At 66.1% G+C, this 18,192-nt stretch carries 17 protein-coding genes and 1 tRNA gene; 9 read left to right on the plus strand and 9 right to left on the minus strand.

Annotated features, from left to right (window positions below):
- Positions 1 to 91 precede the first annotated feature (91 nt).
- On the minus strand, positions 92 to 442 hold the full coding sequence (locus J7643_04830; GenBank protein ID MBO9539903.1) for a hypothetical protein: 351 nt from the start codon (positions 440 to 442) through the stop codon (positions 92 to 94).
- Positions 443 to 716: 274 nt separating this feature from the next.
- On the opposite strand from J7643_04830, the gene J7643_04835 reads away from it, so the two are divergent.
- Positions 717 to 1,412, plus strand: coding sequence for a hypothetical protein (locus J7643_04835; protein MBO9539904.1), 696 nt, complete (start codon positions 717 to 719; stop codon positions 1,410 to 1,412).
- Here the strand turns inward: J7643_04835 and J7643_04840 are convergent.
- Positions 1,402 to 1,986: a WHG domain-containing protein gene (locus J7643_04840; GenBank protein ID MBO9539905.1), complete on the minus strand. Its 585-nt coding sequence runs from the start codon at positions 1,984 to 1,986 to the stop codon at positions 1,402 to 1,404. The genes J7643_04835 and J7643_04840 overlap by 11 nt on opposite strands.
- Before the next feature lie 251 nt (positions 1,987 to 2,237).
- Here J7643_04840 and hemN point away from each other — a divergent pair, with 251 nt between their 5' ends.
- From hemN to J7643_04855, 3 genes are all read left to right on the plus strand, one after another.
- A complete protein-coding gene (hemN, locus tag J7643_04845) occupies positions 2,238 to 3,626 on the plus strand; it encodes an oxygen-independent coproporphyrinogen III oxidase (GenBank protein MBO9539906.1) in 1,389 nt (462 codons plus the stop codon).
- A gap of 48 nt (positions 3,627 to 3,674) precedes the next feature.
- The gene (locus J7643_04850) at positions 3,675 to 5,687 is read left to right on the plus strand and encodes a HAMP domain-containing protein (GenBank protein MBO9539907.1); all 2,013 of its coding nucleotides are present in this window, start codon (positions 3,675 to 3,677) and stop codon (positions 5,685 to 5,687) included.
- 76 nt (positions 5,688 to 5,763) lie between these two features.
- Complete coding sequence (locus J7643_04855; GenBank protein ID MBO9539908.1) at positions 5,764 to 7,047, plus strand: hypothetical protein; 1,284 nt, start codon at positions 5,764 to 5,766, stop codon at positions 7,045 to 7,047.
- On the opposite strand, the gene J7643_04860 is transcribed toward J7643_04855, so the two are convergent.
- From J7643_04860 to J7643_04870, 3 genes are read right to left on the minus strand one after another with little or no spacing between them, the layout of a single operon-like run.
- Positions 7,037 to 8,113, minus strand: a complete 1,077-nt coding sequence (locus J7643_04860; protein ID MBO9539909.1) for a hybrid sensor histidine kinase/response regulator — start codon at positions 8,111 to 8,113, stop codon at positions 7,037 to 7,039. The two genes, J7643_04855 and J7643_04860, sit on opposite strands and share 11 nt — an antisense overlap.
- The gene (locus tag J7643_04865) at positions 8,100 to 8,468 is read right to left on the minus strand and encodes a response regulator (GenBank protein MBO9539910.1); all 369 of its coding nucleotides are present in this window, start codon (positions 8,466 to 8,468) and stop codon (positions 8,100 to 8,102) included. Before J7643_04865 ends, J7643_04860 begins: the two co-directional genes overlap by 14 nt.
- Positions 8,468 to 9,817 carry a GAF domain-containing protein gene (locus J7643_04870; protein ID MBO9539911.1) on the minus strand — a complete coding sequence of 450 codons (1,350 nt, stop codon included), beginning with the start codon at positions 9,815 to 9,817 and terminating at the stop codon, positions 8,468 to 8,470. Before J7643_04870 ends, J7643_04865 begins: the two co-directional genes overlap by 1 nt.
- Before the next feature lie 232 nt (positions 9,818 to 10,049).
- Between J7643_04870 and J7643_04875 the strand changes: the two genes are divergently transcribed.
- On the plus strand, positions 10,050 to 11,333 hold the full coding sequence (locus J7643_04875; protein MBO9539912.1) for a HAMP domain-containing histidine kinase: 1,284 nt from the start codon (positions 10,050 to 10,052) through the stop codon (positions 11,331 to 11,333).
- Positions 11,334 to 11,341: 8 nt separating this feature from the next.
- Here J7643_04875 and J7643_04880 read toward each other — a convergent pair whose 3' ends face one another.
- A complete protein-coding gene (locus J7643_04880; GenBank protein MBO9539913.1) occupies positions 11,342 to 13,228 on the minus strand; it encodes a S9 family peptidase in 1,887 nt (628 codons plus the stop codon).
- 139 nt (positions 13,229 to 13,367) lie between these two features.
- The gene (locus J7643_04885) at positions 13,368 to 14,180 is read right to left on the minus strand and encodes a DMT family transporter (protein ID MBO9539914.1); all 813 of its coding nucleotides are present in this window, start codon (positions 14,178 to 14,180) and stop codon (positions 13,368 to 13,370) included.
- A 174-nt stretch (positions 14,181 to 14,354) separates the two neighbouring features.
- On the opposite strand from J7643_04885, the gene J7643_04890 reads away from it, so the two are divergent.
- On the plus strand, positions 14,355 to 14,810 hold the full coding sequence (locus tag J7643_04890) for a hypothetical protein (protein ID MBO9539915.1): 456 nt from the start codon (positions 14,355 to 14,357) through the stop codon (positions 14,808 to 14,810).
- A gap of 26 nt (positions 14,811 to 14,836) precedes the next feature.
- The gene (locus J7643_04895) at positions 14,837 to 15,478 is read left to right on the plus strand and encodes a YihA family ribosome biogenesis GTP-binding protein (GenBank protein MBO9539916.1); all 642 of its coding nucleotides are present in this window, start codon (positions 14,837 to 14,839) and stop codon (positions 15,476 to 15,478) included.
- Positions 15,479 to 15,488: 10 nt separating this feature from the next.
- Here the strand turns inward: J7643_04895 and J7643_04900 are convergent, their stop codons facing one another.
- Positions 15,489 to 15,680: a hypothetical protein gene (locus J7643_04900; GenBank protein MBO9539917.1), complete on the minus strand. Its 192-nt coding sequence runs from the start codon at positions 15,678 to 15,680 to the stop codon at positions 15,489 to 15,491.
- A 133-nt stretch (positions 15,681 to 15,813) separates the two neighbouring features.
- On the opposite strand from J7643_04900, the gene tadA reads away from it, so the two are divergent.
- Positions 15,814 to 16,248: a tRNA adenosine(34) deaminase TadA gene (tadA, locus tag J7643_04905; protein MBO9539918.1), complete on the plus strand. Its 435-nt coding sequence runs from the start codon at positions 15,814 to 15,816 to the stop codon at positions 16,246 to 16,248.
- A gap of 94 nt (positions 16,249 to 16,342) precedes the next feature.
- Positions 16,343 to 16,424: transfer RNA gene (locus tag J7643_04910), tRNA-Ser, on the plus strand.
- 101 nt (positions 16,425 to 16,525) lie between these two features.
- On the opposite strand, the gene J7643_04915 is transcribed toward J7643_04910, so the two are convergent.
- Positions 16,526 to 18,172 carry an HD domain-containing protein gene (locus J7643_04915; GenBank protein ID MBO9539919.1) on the minus strand — a complete coding sequence of 549 codons (1,647 nt, stop codon included), beginning with the start codon at positions 18,170 to 18,172 and terminating at the stop codon, positions 16,526 to 16,528.
- Between the last annotated feature and the right edge of the window lie 20 nt (positions 18,173 to 18,192).

The raw sequence follows: 18,192 nt of genomic DNA on the forward strand, positions 1-18,192 counted from the left end.
TCGCCCGGGGATCGCCTCATTCGACTCATAGGCGATTCCCGGGGGAGGTCACAAGGGCAAAAGCAGGCGCTCTTCGACGAGATTTTTCGGCCTATTTACCCTTCGGCTTCTTCTGACCCGCCGACTTCAGCAGGCGTACGATGCCCTGGGACTCGGCGTCGGTGAGGGTGATCATCGAGGTCAGGACCATCTCCATGGTGCCGGTCGGCTGCTTCATGAACTGCTCGAGGGGCACTCCCACCCGCTTGGGGACGTTGGAGTAGGCGTGTGAGAGGTCAGGCCCCGCCGTGCTCCCCTCAAGCCCGTAGGCCGAAACGCTGTGGCACTGGATGCAGCCCTTCTCGGCGAAGATCTTCGGGGTGACGGGTGCCGCCTGAGCGATTCCCGGGGTGAGAGCGACACTCGCGAGTAGGAACAGGCTCAGCGTGAAAGACTTGGACATGGTTCCCTCCTTGGTGCACTGCCGTGAACGGCGGCCTTTGGAACAGCTCGACCCTACCAACTCGCGCGAGCGTCCTCGTTGAGCTAGCTCAATGAGGGGAAAGATCCGTAGAAAGTGCGGAATGGGGTGCGAAAACACGCGTGCGACCATGAAAGCGCGCTGACACGAAACTGAGCAAACTCATATCCAACAACAAGCCATTCCCTGCAAAATCATCAACGAACGATTTTTCGTCGCCGCTGCGCCCCGCTCACCGCACAAGGAGAAGACACGCTTGACGTCTGTTTCGAGCGCTCCCCAAGGAACCGCCTTCGAGGAGATGATGACCCTCTATCGGGTGTGCGTCCACATCCAACAAGGCTCCAAGACCCTCTTGGGCCACGCCGAGGAGATGGCGGCGATCGCCATCAACGCGGCGATCGCCGCCGCCCGGTCCAAGGGGAATCAGCGCGCGCTTGGCGTGCTCGCGAACGAGGCGGCCCGGATCAGCCAGCGCATCAGCTCACAGGTCTCGGAGATCCAAGGGGCTGCAAGCACGCTCGCCAAGCGCGGGCTGTTCGGCGTCCTGAAGTGCCGAGAGGCGCAGACCATGACCGTGGCGCGCCGCCGTATCGCTGACGGCGCCAACGCGGACATCGTTCAAGCCGCCATCTGCCGCAACGAGGAAGAAGTCCAGCGGGTGCTGCGCGACGTGGAGGCCATGCGCGAGGCGATCACCGAGCAGTGGCGCGCGATCGATCGCCAGAACGCTCGTATCATCCAGATCGCCGCCGCCTTCCGGATCGAGGCCACGCGCGACGACTCTCTGGGGGCCTACTTCACCCACATCGCTACGCTGCTCAACGCGCTCAACGAGCAGATCAAGGAGAGCAGCGAGCAGTTGCGCCGATTGCTCGACCAGTTCGCCGCCCCCTCAGCGAGGGCTCGGCGCCCCTTGGCTGATCGTTCGCCGGTTCGCCTTAGGCCTTGACGCTCGAGCGCAGGGCGGCGAACAGGGCCTCGAGCATGCGCTCGAAGCTCTCGTCGACCGACTGCGGCAGGCCGAACTGCCCCGCCAGCTCCAGCAGGACGTAGCCGTGAATGGCCGCCCGGAAGGTCCGCATGGCGTGGATCCCTTGCTCGGGCGAGAGGCCCAGGGGCTCGATCGTACGATGGAAGCCCCCGATCATGCGCTGGGCGACGGGGCCGGAGTCGGGCGCAGTGGGCGAGAAGGGCATGGTCGACATGAGGGTGTACAGGGCCGGGTTGGCGATGGCGAAGGCGCGGTAGGCCCTGGCGACCAGCTTGAGCTTGGAGGCCGGATCATCCACCCCCTGCACCGTCGCTTGCAGGCTCTCGTCGAGCTGCTTCCAGCCCGCCAAGGCGACGGCCCGGTGCAAATCATCGTTGTTGGTGACGTGGTGGTAGAGCGAAGGGGGCTTGATGCCGAGTTCGCGCGCCACGCGGTTGATGCCAAGCGCGTCGGGCCCCTCGTTCCGTAGCAGGGTGATCGCCGTGACGATCACGTCCTCTCGCGTCAGGGCAACCCCTCTTCTGCGCGCCATAGACTTGTTCTCCGATTCTTCCAGTTCAATGGGTCAACGCCGCTGCACGTCCTTGCGCCTCGGGCCGAGGCACGCGTGGGGGCAGGCTTCTCGGGGTTGGCTCGGCTGCGGACGCCGTCGGCAGCAGGTCAATCGTACCCTTTTAACCAGAAGTTCTATCCCATTCAGCGCAACGCGTAGTTTCCCCGGATGCCGTCTTGCCTCGCTCAAAGGAGAATACGGAGGCCGCCCGCCATGCGAGGAGCTTTGTCATGCCCCAGCACCCTTACGTCCTGCCGCGCGAGATCCTTGAGCGCTACAACACCTCTGGTCCGCGCTACACCAGCTATCCCACCGCCCCTGAGTGGTCCGACGCCTTCGGGCGAGAGGACGCCCTGCGCGCCATCGCTGAAAACCAGGAAAGCCGCAAGGACACCCCCCTCTCCCTCTACGTCCACCTCCCGTTCTGCCACAAGCTCTGCTACTACTGCGGGTGCAACATGCTCGTCACCAAGCAGCAGGACCTGGTCGAGCGGTACCTCGACGCCGTCATCCGCGAGATCGACCTGACGGCCAAGCTCATCCGGCACCGGCCGGTGGTGCAGATCCACTGGGGCGGCGGCACCCCGACCTATCTCAACAGCGAGCAGCTCAGCAGGCTCTACGGGGCGATCGCCGAGCGCTTCACGATCGATCCCGAAGCGGAAGTCTCGATCGAGGTCCACCCGCCCGTCACCACCTTCGAGCAGTTGGAGACGCTCGCCAAGCTCGGCTTCAACCGCCTCAGCATGGGCATCCAGGACTTCGACCCCGAGGTCCAGCAAGCCGTCAACCGTATCCAGCCCTTCGAGCAGACCCAGGCCCTCATCGAGAAGGCCCGCGAGCTGGGCTTCGTCTCGATCAACACCGACCTGATGTACGGGCTGCCCTTCCAGAATGCGACGCGCTTCGGCGAGACCCTCGAAAAGATCCACCGGCTGCGCCCCGATCGCATCGCCCTCTTCAACTACGCCCACGTGCCTTGGCTCAAGCCCCACCAGAACCTCATCAAGGAGGAGACCCTCCCCACCCCCGAGGAGAAGATCGCCCTCTTCGAGCTTGCGATCGACTCCCTGCTCGCACACGGTTACCGCTACATCGGGATGGACCACTTCGCCCTCGAAGAGAACGAGCTCTCCAAGGCCCAGGCCGACCGTACCCTGCGCCGGAACTTCATGGGCTACACCACCCGCGCCGACAGCGACCTGTACTCCTTCGGCGTCTCGAGCATCAGCGACCTGGACGCGGTCTACTACCAGAACCCGCGCAAGCTCATGGACTACCTCACGGCCATGGAGACCGACGAACTGCCCGCGAGCCGCGGCATGCGCCTCTCGGCCGACGACCGGCTGCGCCGCGACGTGATCAACCGCCTGATCGGCCACTGTTACCTGGACAAGGCCGAACTCGAAACCTTGCACGGCATTGAATTCGACGCCTACTTCGGCGCCGAGCTCGAAAAGCTGCAGCCGCTCGCCGAGGACGGATTGCTCACGATCGAGACCGACGCCCTGAAGGTGACGCCGCGCGGCCAGTTGCTGCTGCGCAACATCTGCATGGCCTTCGACGCCTACCTCGGCGAGCAAGTCCCCGGCACGCGCAAGTTCTCTCGCACCCTCTAACCCACCAGAGACCACCCACCCCCCATCGTTCCAGTGAGGCCAGTCGCCATGCTCCATCGCTTCCAGCGCTCGATCCAGGCCAAGACCCTGGGCTTCTTGGGCCTCGCCCTCGTATTCACGATGGGGGTCTCGATGCTCTTCGGCAACGCGATGCTCAAGCGTTCGCTCGAACAGCAGACCACCTACAACGCCACCCACATCATCGGACCGAGCCAGGCGACCCTCATCCAGAACCTGATGCCGACCGGCAACGTGCCGCTCGTCCAGCAGACGCTCGAAGGCATGGTCAACGACACGGTCCGGGAGCTGACGGTCTACCGGGCTGACGGCCACGCCACCTTCACCTCGAAGCCCGAGAAGCTCCGCACGACCGTCACCGACCCGCAGCTGCTCGAAATCCTGCGCCAGAGCGAGCCCCAGGCCCGCTGGACCCAGGAGAAGGGGAAGCGGTTCTTCCTCGCCTACTACCCGGTCAAGGCCAACGAGTCCTGCGTCACTTGTCACCCGGGCGTCAAGCCCGGCGACGTCCGGGGCTTCATCGAGATGAAGACCTCGCTCAAGCACATCGACGCGCTCCTCGGCCGCCAGAACCTGCTCACCGCCCTGGTCACCGCCGTCCTGCTGGCCGGGCTCCTGCTCGTCATGACCTGGATCCTCTCGAAGCACATCATCCGGCCGCTGCGTCAGCTGACGAACGTCACCCGGGCGATCGCCGACGGGGACCTGGACCAGCGTGTCACGCTTCGGGCCGAGGACGAGATGGGGCAGCTCGCCGACAGCCTGCGCCGCATGATCGGCAGCCTCCAAGGCGTCGTGACGCGGGTCCGCACCGCCGCGCAGGTGGTCGAAGAGGGCGTCGAGCAAATCGGCGACGGCAGTTCGCGCCTGGCGCAGGGATCCTGGTCCCAGGCGTCGGTGATCAAGGCGACCACCGAGCTGATGGAGCAGATGGCCGAGCGCAGCGACCAGGTAGCGGGCAACGCCCAGATCCTGGCCTCCAACGTCGCCACCACCAGCAGCTCGATCGAAGAGATGGGCGTGAGCAGCCGGCGCATGGCGGACAACGCCGAGGTGCTGGCCCGCGCGGCCGGCGAGACGGCCACCGCCATCCAGGGCGTGACGGCGACCATCCGAGAGGTGGCGGGCCACGTCGCCGAGGCCCAGGGCGTCACCGATCAAGCAGCGGACGTCGCCCGCCAGGGCCACCACGCCGTCGGCCTCAGCATCGAGGGGATGGCGCGGATCCAGGAGACCATGCACGCGGTCGCCCAGAGCATCGAGGGGCTCGGCAAGCGCTCTGACGAGATCGGGGTCATCGTCGAGGCGATCGAGGGCATCGCCGAGCAGACCAACCTCTTGGCCCTCAACGCCGCCATCGAGGCGGCCCGCGCCGGCGACGCCGGCAAGGGCTTCGCGGTCGTGGCCGCCGAGGTGCGCAGGCTCGCCGAGCACTCCGCCAAGGCCACCGGCGAGATCGCCCGGATCATCCGCAGCATCCAGGACGAAACCGCCCAGGCGATCGCCTCGACCCAGCACGGCACCCAGGCCACCCGAGAAGGCGGCGAGCTCGCCCGCAAAGCGGGCGATACCCTGGAGGCCATCGTTTCCGCGGTGAGCCAGGCGAGTGTCCGCATGGCCCGCATCGCCCAGGCGAGCGAGGCCCAGGCCCGTGGGATCGAGCAAATCACCGGCGCGGTCTCGCGCATGAGCGCCATGACCCAGGAGGTGACGCTCGCCATCCAGGAGCAGGCCCAGGGCTCGGATCTCATCGTCCGCTCGGCCGAAACCATGAACCATCGCACCCAAGACGTCAGCCTCAAGGCGGCCGAGCAGCGCCAGGGCGGCGAGCAGGTGGTCCAGTCCCTCGAACGCATCAACCAGGCGGCGGCCGAGGCCGTGGACAGCACGGCTCTCATCGCGCGCTCGGCAGGCGACCTGCAAACCCAGGCCCAGGAGCTGCTCGCGGCGATCGCCTTCTTCAAGCTGAGCGAGGAGACCTCGCGCCGGATCGCGGCCGATCCGGGGGCCTCGGCGCCCAAGCTGCTGCGCGAAGCGCGTTAGTCTGAGGTGGCTCATAGTGCTCCTCTGCGGCGGATGCTAGACTAGAGCCGATCTCGTTCGACGAGGAGGTTCACCGATGGCACCCGCCGCAACCCGCCCCTGGATTCCCCCCGCCGCCCTCGTGGCGGCCCAGCTCGCCCACGGCGCGTCCTGGGCCATGCTCATCGCCTTCGCGTGGCCCTCGACGCCCGGCCTCTCGATGCCATCCCTCGCCTGGATCCACACGGTGGCGCTCGGCTGGCTCACCCTGACCGCCCTGGGCGTGCTCGTCCACGTGATCCCGGGCTTCTTGGACATCGAATGGCGCGCCGAAGGCGTGGCCCGCTGGTCCCTCCTGCCCTTCGGGCTGGGAGCCGCCTCGCTGGTGACGGGCTTCGCCCTGAGCCAGCCGCTCGCGCTCTCGGTGGGTTCCGGCCTCCTCTTGCTCGGCTTGCTGGGCTTCATGGGCCCCGCCGTCGCGACCGTCCTCTCCTTTAGGCCGCCGGCCGGCACCAAGGCTCCTTTCCGGTCCGCCTTCCTCATCGTGCTCGGGGCCCTTGGGGTCGCCGCGGTGCTCGGCGCCACCATGGCCTGGGCGCTCGCGGGCGCGCCGTGGGGTCAGGTCCTTGTGTGGCTCCCGCCCCTTCACGCGGTGCTCGCGGGCGGCGGCTGGCTCAGCCTGCTCATCATCGGCGTCTCGACCCGCACCCTCTTCCCCGTGACGGGCCGCCGGCGCGTCAAGCATCGCTTCCACGGCTGGGTCTCGGGGGGCTTCACGGTCGGGCTCGGGCTCTTGCTCATCGGCCTGCTTCCCGGCATCCAGCATCCGGCCTTGCGCTGGGCCGGGATGGCGGCGATCGCCATGGCCGCCGTATTCTACTGCCTCGACACCGCGAAGCTCGTGATCGGTGCGCCCAACGACCACAAGCCCCCCATCGCCTTCGTCGGCATGACCCTCCTGTACCTGGTCGCCATGGTGCTGATCGGGCTGGGGGTAACCGCGGGCCACGCCGAATGGCAAGCGGCCCTCGCCTTCGTGGCGCTGGTCGGCTGGATGGGCCAGTCGGTCAACGGCTACCTCTTGCACATCGGGATCCGGCTGCTCGCCACCATGGTCCGAGGCGACGAGGACGAGACGCGCCCTGGAAGCCTGCTCGTGCCCGCGCTCTCGTGGACGGCCTTCGGCGCCTCGCAGGTCGCCGTCATCGGCGGGACCGGGCTGCTGCTCTTGGGTCTCGGTCAGTACCTGCCCTGGGCGGGCGTCTGCGGCCTGGTTGGGTGGGGCGCGCTCGTGCTCAACGTGCGCCTGGCCTACCTCAAGGCCCGGCAATGGCCCCAGGACCCCGCGATCACCTTGACGGTGCTGGCTGCTAGGAAGTAAGCGGAAGCTCGACGGTAAAGACCGTGCCCTTGCCGACCTCGCTCGCGACGCGGATCGTCCCCTGGTGCTCCTCGACGGCAAGCTTGCAGAACGCGAGCCCCAAGCCGAAGCCGTGCTCGGGACGCTCCTTGCGCCGCTGGATGTGGAAGTACTTGTCGAAGACCCGCGCAAGCTCGTCCGGCGGAATCCCCGGCCCCGTGTCACGGACCTCGAACGAGAGGGCTTCGGGCATGCGCGTGATCCGGATGGCGACGGCGCCCTGGTGCGTGAACTTGAGGGCGTTGCCCACCAGGTTGGTCAACACGCGCTTGAGGATGCGGCGATCGCCGAGCAGCAAGGGCAGATCGTCCGGGGCCTCCCAGCTGAGCGCAAGGCCCTTGCTCTGGGCGAGCAGGTCGCTCTCGGCCGCCACGTCCGCCACCAGGTGGCGCGGGTTCACGTTCTCGCTCGCAAGGCTCAGCCCCGCCTCGGCCCGGTGCAGCTCCATCAGGTCCTCGATCATCCGAGACATATCGAGCACCTGGTCGCGCGCAAGCTGCACCAGCTGGTGCGCGTCGCGCTCGGCGAGCTCCTGGCCGAGCAAGAGGTTCAGGGCGATCCCGATCCCTTCGAGCGGCGATCGCAGGTCGTGGACCAGCATGGACGAGAAGTCCTTGCGCAGCTGCCTAAGCTCGCGCTCCGCCTCGCGCACCCGGATCACCGAGCGGATCCGCACCAGGATCTCGTCGGGGTTGATGGGCTTGGTGAGGTACTCGTCGGCTCCCAGGCTGAGGCCGCGCTCGACGCTCTTGGGCTCCAGATACGTGGCCGTCAGGATGATGACCGGGATCGTCCGGGTCACCGAGTGGGCCTTGAGCGCCATGAGGACTTCGAAGCCGTCCATCCCGGGCATCTGCAGGTCCAGGAGGATGAGATCCGGGCGCTCCTGCCGTGCGATCGCAAGCCCCTCGGGGCCGCTCGCGGCTCCCAGGTAGCCGAAGCCCCGCGACTCAAGGATCAACTTGAGCAGAACCCGGTTGTCCTCATGGTCGTCGATGACCAGGATGCGCGTATCAGGCCCCTGCACGGGCGACGACCTCCTCGATCTGCGACAGGAAACTCCCCACGTCGATAGGCTTGGTGATGTAGCCGTCGAACCCGGCCTCCATCCCCTTCTTGGAATCACCCGCCATGGCGTGGGCCGTCAGGGCCACCACCGGCCAGGAGCGCTCCTGCTTGATGCGCTGGGTAGCCCCCCAGCCGTCGATGTTCCCGGGCAGGGACAGGTCCATGAGGATCAGGGTGAAGGTCTCGCGGCAAGCGATCGCGATCGCCTCTTCGCCCGAGATCGCCTCGACGACCTCCCAGCCCCCGAAGCGCAGCAGATCTCCTGCCAGCTTGCGGTTGTCCTCCACGTCCTCGACCAAGAGCACCCGACGCATCAGACGGCCTCGACCGGAGCGGTAACGAGTGGCAGCGTGACGGTGAAGGTACTGCCGACATCCGGGGTACTCTCGACCGATAGGGTCCCGCCCAAGAGGCGCGCGGTCTTGAAGCAGATGGGAAGGCCGAGCCCCGTTCCGCCCGCCTTGCGGGTGGTCGAGCTATCGACCTGGTAGAACTCCTCGAAGACCTTCGGGATCTCGTCGGCCTCGAGGCCGATCCCCGTGTCGCGGACCGACACGCTCCAGTGATCGGGCGTTTTGCGCGCCGCCACGTGCACCTCGCCCGCTTCCGAGAATTTGATGGCGTTGGTGAGCAGGTTGAGCACGATCTGGCGCACCTTGGTCACGTCGCTCGAAACCTCGGAGGGCGCCTCGTCCAGGTCCGCGTGCAGCACGAGGCCTTTCTTGCGCGCGAGCGGCTCGACCGCGGTCATCGCGTGAATCAGGACCTCGCGTGGGGCGAAGGGCTCCACCCGCACCGGCATGCGCGCCGCCTCGATCTTGGCGATGTCGAGCACGTCGTTAATGAGGTCCAACAGGTGCTTGCCGTTGCGCAGGACCCGCTCCAGGCCGTCGCGCTGCTGGTCGTTGACCTCCCCGTAGAACTGCTTGAGCAGCATGTCCGAGAAGCCGATGATCGAGTTGAGCGGGGTGCGCAGCTCGTGGCTCATCTTGGCCAGGAACTCGCTCTTGAGGCGGTTGGCCTCTTCGAGCTCATCGTTCTTCTGGGCGAGCTCCGCGGTGCGGGCGTGCACCAGCGCCTCAAGGTTCTCGTTGGTCTCGCGCAGGGCCTTGTAGAGGCGCGCGTTCTCGACGGCGATCCCGCCCTGGCGCGCCAGCGAGAGGAAGATCTCCTCGTCCTCGACCCCGAAGTTGGAGCCGTCCAGCTTGTCGCTGGCCATCAAGAGGCCGATGCTCTTGCCGGTCTTGTCCGCGAGCGGGATGCCGATCAGCTGCTTGATGTGGTGGTGGTCCGCGGGAAAGCCCTGGCGCCCCGGGTAGAGCGAGACGTCTTCGAGGCGAACGGGCTTGCCTGCATAGAAGATGTCCGAGATGAGGCCCTTGCCGAGCGGGATCATGAACGAGCCGTGGCCGGGATCGCGGCGATCGCCCTCATTCTGGTACGAGAAGGCCGCCGACACCAGGCCCGTGAGCTGGTCGTTGACATGGTAGATGATGGCCGCCTTGGCGTTGACCAGCATCCGCGCCGCGTCCACGATGACCTGGAAGATCTTGTCGAGCTCGGATTCGGCGGTGATCGCAATGGCGATCGCGTTCAAAGCCTCATTCAGCAAGCGATGGCGCTGGTCCAGGGTGGCCGGCAAGTTGACCTTAAACTCGTCCATACGAGCCATTATAGCGCTATACCAGTCGCCATGCGATTGCTCAGCGCGCAAGATCTCATTCGCCATGCAAGACCCTCCCAGGTGAGCCTAGACGGAAAAAGACGCAACGGGGATCGGTAATAGATACGGAATCACCCCCGTAACCCTGGACCACCGAGGGTTTCCTCCGGGTGGAGGTTCGGCTTAAATGGGGGCGAGTAGGGGCCCTCTTCATCCGCGAGGCTCGATCGCGATGGGCGTCAGCTACTACTACCTGGACCCTGTCGATGCCGTGCCCGGCGAGGCCAAGAGCCACGAGGCCGAGCTCTTGCGCGTGGCGATCGCCCTCAACGAAGGGGGCACCCCTGAGCAGGTGGTCGACATCCTCTTCGAAACCCTTGACTCGCTCGTTCCCTTCGATCGGATCGGCCTTGCGGTGCTCGACGACAACGGGGTGCTGCACTCGCGGCACGTTAGGTCAAAGCGCCCCATCCTGTGGGGACCGGGCGAGCGCGGTGTCCTGAGCGGATCGAGCCTCGCGCCGATTCTTCAAGAGCGCAAGCTCAGGATCATCAACGACCTGGAAGCCTACGCCCGCGAGCACCCCGCCTCGTACTCGACCACGCTTCTGGTCCAAGAGGGCATGCGCGCGAGCCTCACCCTGCCGCTTTCGAGCCGCCGGCGCCCCATCGGGGTCCTCTTCTTCACCAGCACCCAGCCCCATGCCTACACCGCCGAACAGGTGCCCTTCCTCAGCGGGCTCGCGATCGCCCTCGGCCTCGCCCTGGAGCGCAGCGAGATCCTCGCCGAGCTCCAGGCGGCCAACGCTCGACTCAAGAGCCTCGACGAGCTCAAGACCAACTTCCTGAGCAACCTCAGCCACGAGCTGCGCACCCCCCTGAGCCAGGTGCTGGGGTTCAGCTACGCCCTCGAAGACGAGACCCAGGGGGCCCTGAGCCCCACCCAGCACGAAACGCTCGCCCAGATCATCGCCGGGGCCGAGCGCCTATCGGGCTTGCTGCACGACCTCTTCGACTTCACCGCGCTGCAATCGGGCCTGCTCTCGCTCGAAAAGGTCCCCATCGACCTGGACGAACTGCTCACCGAGCTTGTCGCGGAAGCCAGCCCCGCGATCACCGAGGCGGGCCTCACCCTCTCGCTCGACCTCGAAGGCCACGACCTTGCCCTCGAAGGGGATCCGCCCCGGCTGGCCCAGGTGTTCCAGGCCCTCTTGGACAACGCCCGCAAGTTCACCCCGAGCCCCGGCCGCATCGAAGTGGTCGCGGGCCGCAGCGATGCGCAGGTCTGGGTCGAGGTACGCGACACGGGCATCGGGATCGCCCCCGAAGCACAGGCGCAGATCTTCGAAAAGTTCTCGCCGCTGGACAGCGGGCCCGCACGGCGCTACCCCGGCGCGGGCCTGGGGTTGCCCCTCTCACGCGCCATCGTCGAAGCGCACGGCGGCACCATCACCCTGAAAAGCGAACTCGGCAAGGGGACGACTTTTCGCGTCACCTTGCCGAGCAGCTTTTTGTAAGCGGCGGCTTACTTCCGGTTCTTGACGTACTTGTCCAGGAAGTTGGCCGTGCTCGTGAAGCTCTTGATGCGGTTGTTCAGCTTCACCACCCCATGGCCCTCGTCGTTGAAGACCAGGTACTCGACCGGGTGGTTCCGCTCGCGCAGGGTCGCCACGATCTGGTCGGCCTCGCTCTTGGGCACGCGCGGGTCGTTGGCGCCCTGGATGACCATGAGGGGCGCCTTGATCTGGTCCACGTGGTTGATGGGCGAGACCTCTTCAAGGAAGTCCCGGTCGTATTCAAGGCTGCCGTACTCCGCCTCGCGCAGCGGGCGGCGCCAGGGGCCGGTGTTCTCAAGGAAGGTGACCAGGTTGGACATGCCCACCGTGTCGACCCCCGCCGCCCAGAGATCAGGCAGCATGGTCAGCGCCGCGAGGGTCATGTAGCCGCCGTAGCTGCCGCCCATGATCGCGATCTTCTTGGGGTTGGCGTAGCCCGAGGCGTTGAGGTAGCGCACGGCGTACTCCACGTCCTTGATGGCATCCTTGCGCTTGATGGTGTCGTCCAGGTGGGTGTAGGTCTTGCCGTAGCCCGTGCTGCCACGGATGTTGAGGGCCAGCATGGCGTAGCCGCGGCTCAGGTAGTACTGGAACGAGCTCGCGAAGTCCGGGCGCTCCTGGCTCTCGGGACCGCCGTGGACGTAGACGAGCACGGGCAGCGACTTGTTCTTGGTCGCCCCCTGGGGCAGGTACAGGAAGGCCGGGATCTGGCGGCCGTCGAACGACGGGTACTTGACCAGCGAGGGCGCCACGAAGGTGCTGCGCGGGATGCCTGCGAGCGAGCTCTTGGTCACCTGGCTTGCGACCTTCTTGGTCAGGTCGTAGGTCCAGACGTCGTAGTTGTGCTGGGGACCGCTGAAGGTGAAGACCAGACTCTTGCCGTCCGGCGCCCAGCTCAGGTGGCTGATGACGCCCTGGGGCAGCCCCGTGACCCGCTCGGACTTGGGCGTGCCGAGGACACGCAGGTAGAGATCCGAGTAGCCGTCACGGTTGGCGAGGTAGGCGATGCGATCGCGCTGGTCGCTGAGCTCGACGCCCTCGACCTCGATGGCGTCGCGGGTCATGAAGGTGACCTTGGCCGCGGGATCGGCCGGGTCGAGGCTCGCAAGGCAAGTGAACTCGCGGCCCTCGTCAGAGCTGAAGTAGAGCTTACCGTCCTTGCCGAAGGCCACCGACTCGTAGTTGGCGTTGCCCGTGTGGGGGGTGAGCAAGCGCTCGGCACCCGTGGCCAGGTCCAGCCAGTAGAGGTTGGCGTTGGAGGGCGTGTCCACGCGGCTGAAGACGATCCCCTTGCCGTCGGGCGACCAGGCAAGCGCGTAGTTGGTGCCGTCCTGGGTCAGCACGCGCTTGGACTTGCGGCTGGCGAGGTCCATCACGTACAGGTCGAAGAACGAAACGTCGCGGCTGTTGGCGGCATAGACGATCTGCTTGCCGTCGGGCGAGAAGCCCCCGAAGGTATGGATGGCCTTGGGGTTGTTGGTCAAAGCGACCGTGCGCGAGCCGTCCGGCGAGATCAGGTTGAGCTGGGTGCGCTCATCGCCGCCGTTGTCCTTGGCGAACAGGAACCAGTCGCCCTTGGGGGAGCGGACGGCGCCCTTCACCGCGTCGGGGAAGAACGTCAGCTGCTCGGGCCAGCCCCCCTCGCGCGGCACGCGCCAGAGCTGCGGCACCCCGGTGATGTTGGTCGAAAAGACGATCTGCTTGCCGTCGGGGGTGAAGACGCCTGCGCTCGCGGTGCGCATCTGCAGGTACTGCTGGATCGGGTAGGCTGCGAGCGCCGGACGTGGCGCGGCGGTGAGCATAGCGCCCGCGACCAGGGCGGCGCCCAGGACCCGGACGATGGAATTCTTGCGCATGGGGTCTCCTTGCACGTGGGGAAGCGTTAGCTAAAGTCTAGAAAGAGCGCTAGCAAATGGCAAGCTTTAGCGAGCGCCTGACAAAACTGTTCCTTCAAGCCGCCCACGGCGGCCAAAGGCCGTAACATGCCTGGTTTTGTCAGGTGCTCTTGTCGCGGGTCAAGAGCGTGCCCGCCGCCAGGATCAAGCCCCCACCCAGCCATGTGGCCCATGTGGGCACGTCCTTGAAGAAGAGGAGACCGAGCAAAGCCGCGATGAACGGGGTGAAGAGCGAGACGATGCTCGCCGTCGTCGCCCGCGCATGCTGATACCCAAGCGTCATGAAGACCTGAGCGATCGTGGCCGACACGGCCACCCCCGAGAGCAGCCCCCATTCGAGCGGGGTCGGAAAGCGGAAGGTCGGCGCCATCAGCGGCAGGGTCAAGAGCGAGGCGACCGCCGAGAAGTAGAGGACGATTATCCAGTGGCTGTTGCGGGCGGTCGCGCGCTTGACCGCCACGTAGGCGAAGGCCGCGAACAGGCCGGAGCTGAGGGCCACCAGGGCCTCCCAGTGCAAAAAGCCCCCCTTGGGCCCCACCACGAAGGCCACTCCCGCACTCGCCAAGAGCAGCGCGAGGACGCTCGGGCGCGACAGGCGCTCGCCGAGCACGAAGGTCGCGATGATCGCGGTGAAGAACGGCGAGGTGTAGTTCAACAGGACCGCATCGGCCAGGTAAAGGGTCGAGATCCCGAAGAAGAAGGCGGTCAGCGCCGCCCAGCCGAGCACCCCGCGCCAGATGAGGATCCCCTTGTCCCGTGCGGCGAAGGACTCCCCCGTCAGGATCATCCAGGCGGCAATCATCACCAGCCCTCCGAAGGCCCGGAAGAAGGAGACCTCCAGGATAGGTAGGGTAAGGCTCGCCTGCTTGACGAAGGCCCCCATGACGGCGAAGCACAGGCTGCTTCCCAGCATGAAGGCATAGCCCTTCCGCTCGGAAGCGGCCGAAGGAGGCATCGATAGGGCACTTGAAGGGTTGGACATGGGGGGATTCTAGCACGCCGGGACGCTTTGCCGGGATGTTCAAAAAACGCCCGAACGCCTTGCTGTAAACTGGGAGGGTACCTATCCGCTGCACGAGGAGGGACCATGGCCGTCGAGAAGAAACCCTACACCCCCGAGGAGTTCGAGGCCGAGCGCGAACGCACCCGGAAATTCGTGGACGGCGTGCTTGATCGCCTCGCGTGGGAGCGTTACAAGGATCCCGGCGTGGTCGAAGCCGTCGAGCTGGGCCTGACCCGCAACCAGCTGGAGTACGGCACCCGCTTCTGCCCCTGCTACGGGCCGCTCTCCTACTTCAAGGCCGACGGCAAGAAGAACCTCGCCGCCATCTGCCCCTGCCCCGCCGCCGTTCGCATGGACGCCACCGAGACTGGCGCCTACGGCCCCTTCGCCACCCGCGAGGAGCTCGTTGAAAAGACCAAGGAATGGCCCGCCCCCGGCGAGATCGAACAGCGCGCGGATGGCTGGTACATGGTCAGCCACCATCCGGGCATCGATCATTGCATGATCTTCGTCAAGGCTGGAACCGGCTGGAACGACTAATTTTCAACCGTGTTAAACTGGTGCTCATGAAGATTACGAGCGCCGAATTCGCCGCCTGCGCGGTGAACCCCAATCAATACCCCAAGCCCGCGCTGCCGGCCATCGCTATGGTCGGCCGCTCCAACGTGGGCAAGTCGTCCCTGATCAATCGCCTGCTGCAGCGCAAGAGCCTGGCCCGCACCAGCTCGACGCCCGGCAAGACCGCGACCCTCAACTTCTACCGGGTCAACCGTGCCTTCGACCTGGTGGACCTGCCGGGTTACGGCTACGCTGAGGTCTCCAAGTCCAAGAAGGCCCAGTGGGCCCAGATGATCGAGACCTACCTCCAGGAGTGCCCCAACCTGCACGGCGTGATCCAGATCGTCGATCTGCGGCACCCGCCTACCGACCTGGACGTGCAGATGTTCGAGTGGCTCCAGGCCGAGGGGATCCCCACCACGGTGGTCGCGACCAAGGCCGACAAGCTGGGTCGCTCCAAGTGGGAGGCCCACCGCAAGGTCTGCGCCGAGACGCTGCTCTTGGAAGGCGCCCCGCGCGAAGCCCTGATCGTCGCCTCATCCGAGACGGGCGAGGCCAAGGATCGCATCTGGAGCGTCATCAACCACTACCTGGCCCTGCCTCCGCTGCGCAACGTGGCGCCGGTCGAGGAAGAAGCCGAGGAAGAGTAGCGCTGAAGCCCTAAGCAGTCGCGCTCAGGGCCGAGATGGGGAGGATCTGAGGGTCTTCGCCCGCAATCGGGGTGATGCGCGCCTGCTCCTTGTCGATGAACGTCACGACGAGCCGGCAGGATTCGCAGCAGTACCCCAGCCACTTGGAGACACGAGTCAGGCGGTGGCGGCAGCGAGGGCAGCGATAATTGTTCAGCACCATTGCGAGCCTTCCTTTCCTGTCCTGGTGCCCATCGTAGCGCATCAATGTTTCGTGAAGATTGCGTGACGGATCCCTGACGGTTTTGTTTCAGCTAAACTCTAGCGAAGGAGCCCCCTTGCGCCACCGCCCCTGGATGCAACAAGCCATCGAGGCCGCCGAGCATGCGCGATCGCTCGGTGAGGTCCCCGTGGGGGCCGTCCTGGTGCACGAGGGCCAAATCGTCGCGACAGGGTGGAACACGCGCGAGACCCAGCAGGACCCGACGGGCCACGCCGAGCTGATGGCCTTGCGGCTCGGGGGCGAGGCCCTGGGGCGGTGGCGCCTGACCGGCTGCACCCTTTACGTGACGCTCGAACCCTGCCCCATGTGCGCGCCGGCCATCGTGCAGGCGCGGCTCGACCGGGTGGTCTTCGGGGCGTACGATCCCAAGCTCGGCGGCGCAGGCTCGGTCCTCAGCCTCATCGAGCGGCCCGAGTATCCGCATCGGGTCGAGGTCATCGGCGGGATCCTGGAAGCGGAATGCCAATCGCAGCTCAGGGCCTTCTTCGAGAGCAAGCGTGAAAGGTGAAGAAAAGTAGGGGCGCAAGGCTTGACGATTAAAGCGAGCTTTTGATAGAGTAAATCTTGTCGGCGGCGCAAGTCGCCCGACGAAAACCGAGCCTGGAGGGTAACCGAATGGTGAGGAGGCTGCCTCGAAAGCAGTTACCCCGCAAGGGGCTGTGGGTTCGAATCCCATGCCCTCCGCTCTAACGAAACCGCCCCGCGAATCGCGGGGCGGTTTCGTTTTGACTCCCCCCATTTTTATCCCCCCGCTCCAGAGTGAGGCGGGGGGATAATAGGCCTTCTTAAGCTTCCTTGGGCGGCAGGAACCGCTCCAGCGGCAGCGACAGATCCGCCATCTCCAGGAGCAGTTCGCGGGGCGGCAGCTCGTTCTTGTTCAGGTCCAGCGGCCCGAGCTCCGCCATGGCCAGGAAGAAGCCCACCACCACCTGCGGATCGAAGTGCGAGCCCGCGCAGCGGCGCATCTCGACCAGCGCGTCCATGATAGGCACCCGGGGGCGGTACTTGCGATCGCTGGTCAGCGTGTCGAAGGCGTCGGCCAAGGCCAAAATCCGCCCGCCGATGGGAATCGCCTCAGCCTTGAGGCGGCGCGGATAGCCGGCGCCATCGTAACGCTCGTGGTGCGAGCACGCCGCATCCGCCACGTCGCGCATCTGCTTGAAGGGCTCGAGGATCCGGTAGCCCTTGCCCGGATGCTGCTTGATGATCATGAACTCCTCGTCCGTCAGGCGCGAGGGCTTGTTGAGGATCTCGTCCGGGATGCCGATCTTCCCGATGTCGTGCAGGATGCCGCCCAGCTTGATGCGCTGGCAGTGCTCGGGGTCCAGGCCCATGGCCACCGCGGTGAGGTAGCCGTACTGGGCCACGTTCTCCGAGTGGTTGGCCGTGTACTTGTCCTTGCTGTCCAGGGCCCGTGCGAGCCCCTTGATGGTCTCTAGGCTGCCTTCGTTGACCTGCTCCATGAGGGCGTGGTTGTCGAAGGCGAGGCCCAGCTTGCGCCCCACGTTCTCGATGAGGTCCAGCTCGTCCTGGGTGAAGTCGGTGCCGTCCAGCTTATTGAAGACCTGAAGCACCCCGTAGTGCTGACGATGGGTGTGGATGGGCGCGATCGCCACCTGACGCTCCTGGCACAGGGCGTGATCCGGGCCCACCTCGGCCGCGATGGCCTCGGCGTTGCGGATCTCGACGCTCTTGAGCCCCGCGTGGGAATTGGCGAGCTTGCCGCAGGCATGGCCCGACAAGCAGCCGCCATTCGCGTAGGGGCACCCTTCGGCCACCGTCACGTCCAGCGGCTGCTGACGGCGCGCCTTGGGGCGCGAGAAGACCAGGACCTTCTCGACCTCGAGGGCCTTCTGGACCAGGCGAACCGTCGCACTCAGAATCTCGGGCAGCTCCGGCCGCAGCATGATCCCGTCCAGCTCGCCTAGGAAGGCCTGGAAGGCCTCGTGACGCGCGGCCAGGCGCTGGAGGGTCTCCGAGTCCATGGCCGCGACCACCTGGGGCACGAAGGCCCCGATGAGGGCCTCCTCCTCGGGGGAGAACTCCTTGATGGCGTTGCTGGCGAGGGCGAGCACCCCGAGGGCCGTCTCACGCGCGATCAAGGGAATGAAGAGCAGCGTCGGAAAGCGCCAGTCTGCGATCTCGGCCGGCATGGTAAAGCCGTGATCGCTGTTGGCGTCCTGGACCAGCACCGGCTTGCGCTGGAGGGCCAGGTATTCGAAGAAGGGAAGCTGATTGCGGCCGGGAGCCGAGAGCTCTGCCATCGCGCGGCCGATGGGCACCAGCGTGGCGCGATCCATCCCGAACATGCGGATGGCGGCGTCATAGATACAGCGGCGGCGCGCCTCGTGATCGTCGAGGTCCAGGATCGCCCCCGAGAGGCGCGCGAGTTCCTGCCAGGTCTTGAGGCGGTCATCCAGGGTGGTGGCCATGGTCTCTCCGATAAAAGGCT

It is taken from the genome of bacterium, from assembly GCA_017744355.1.
GTDB lineage: Bacteria > Cyanobacteriota > Sericytochromatia > S15B-MN24 > UBA4093 > JAGIBK01.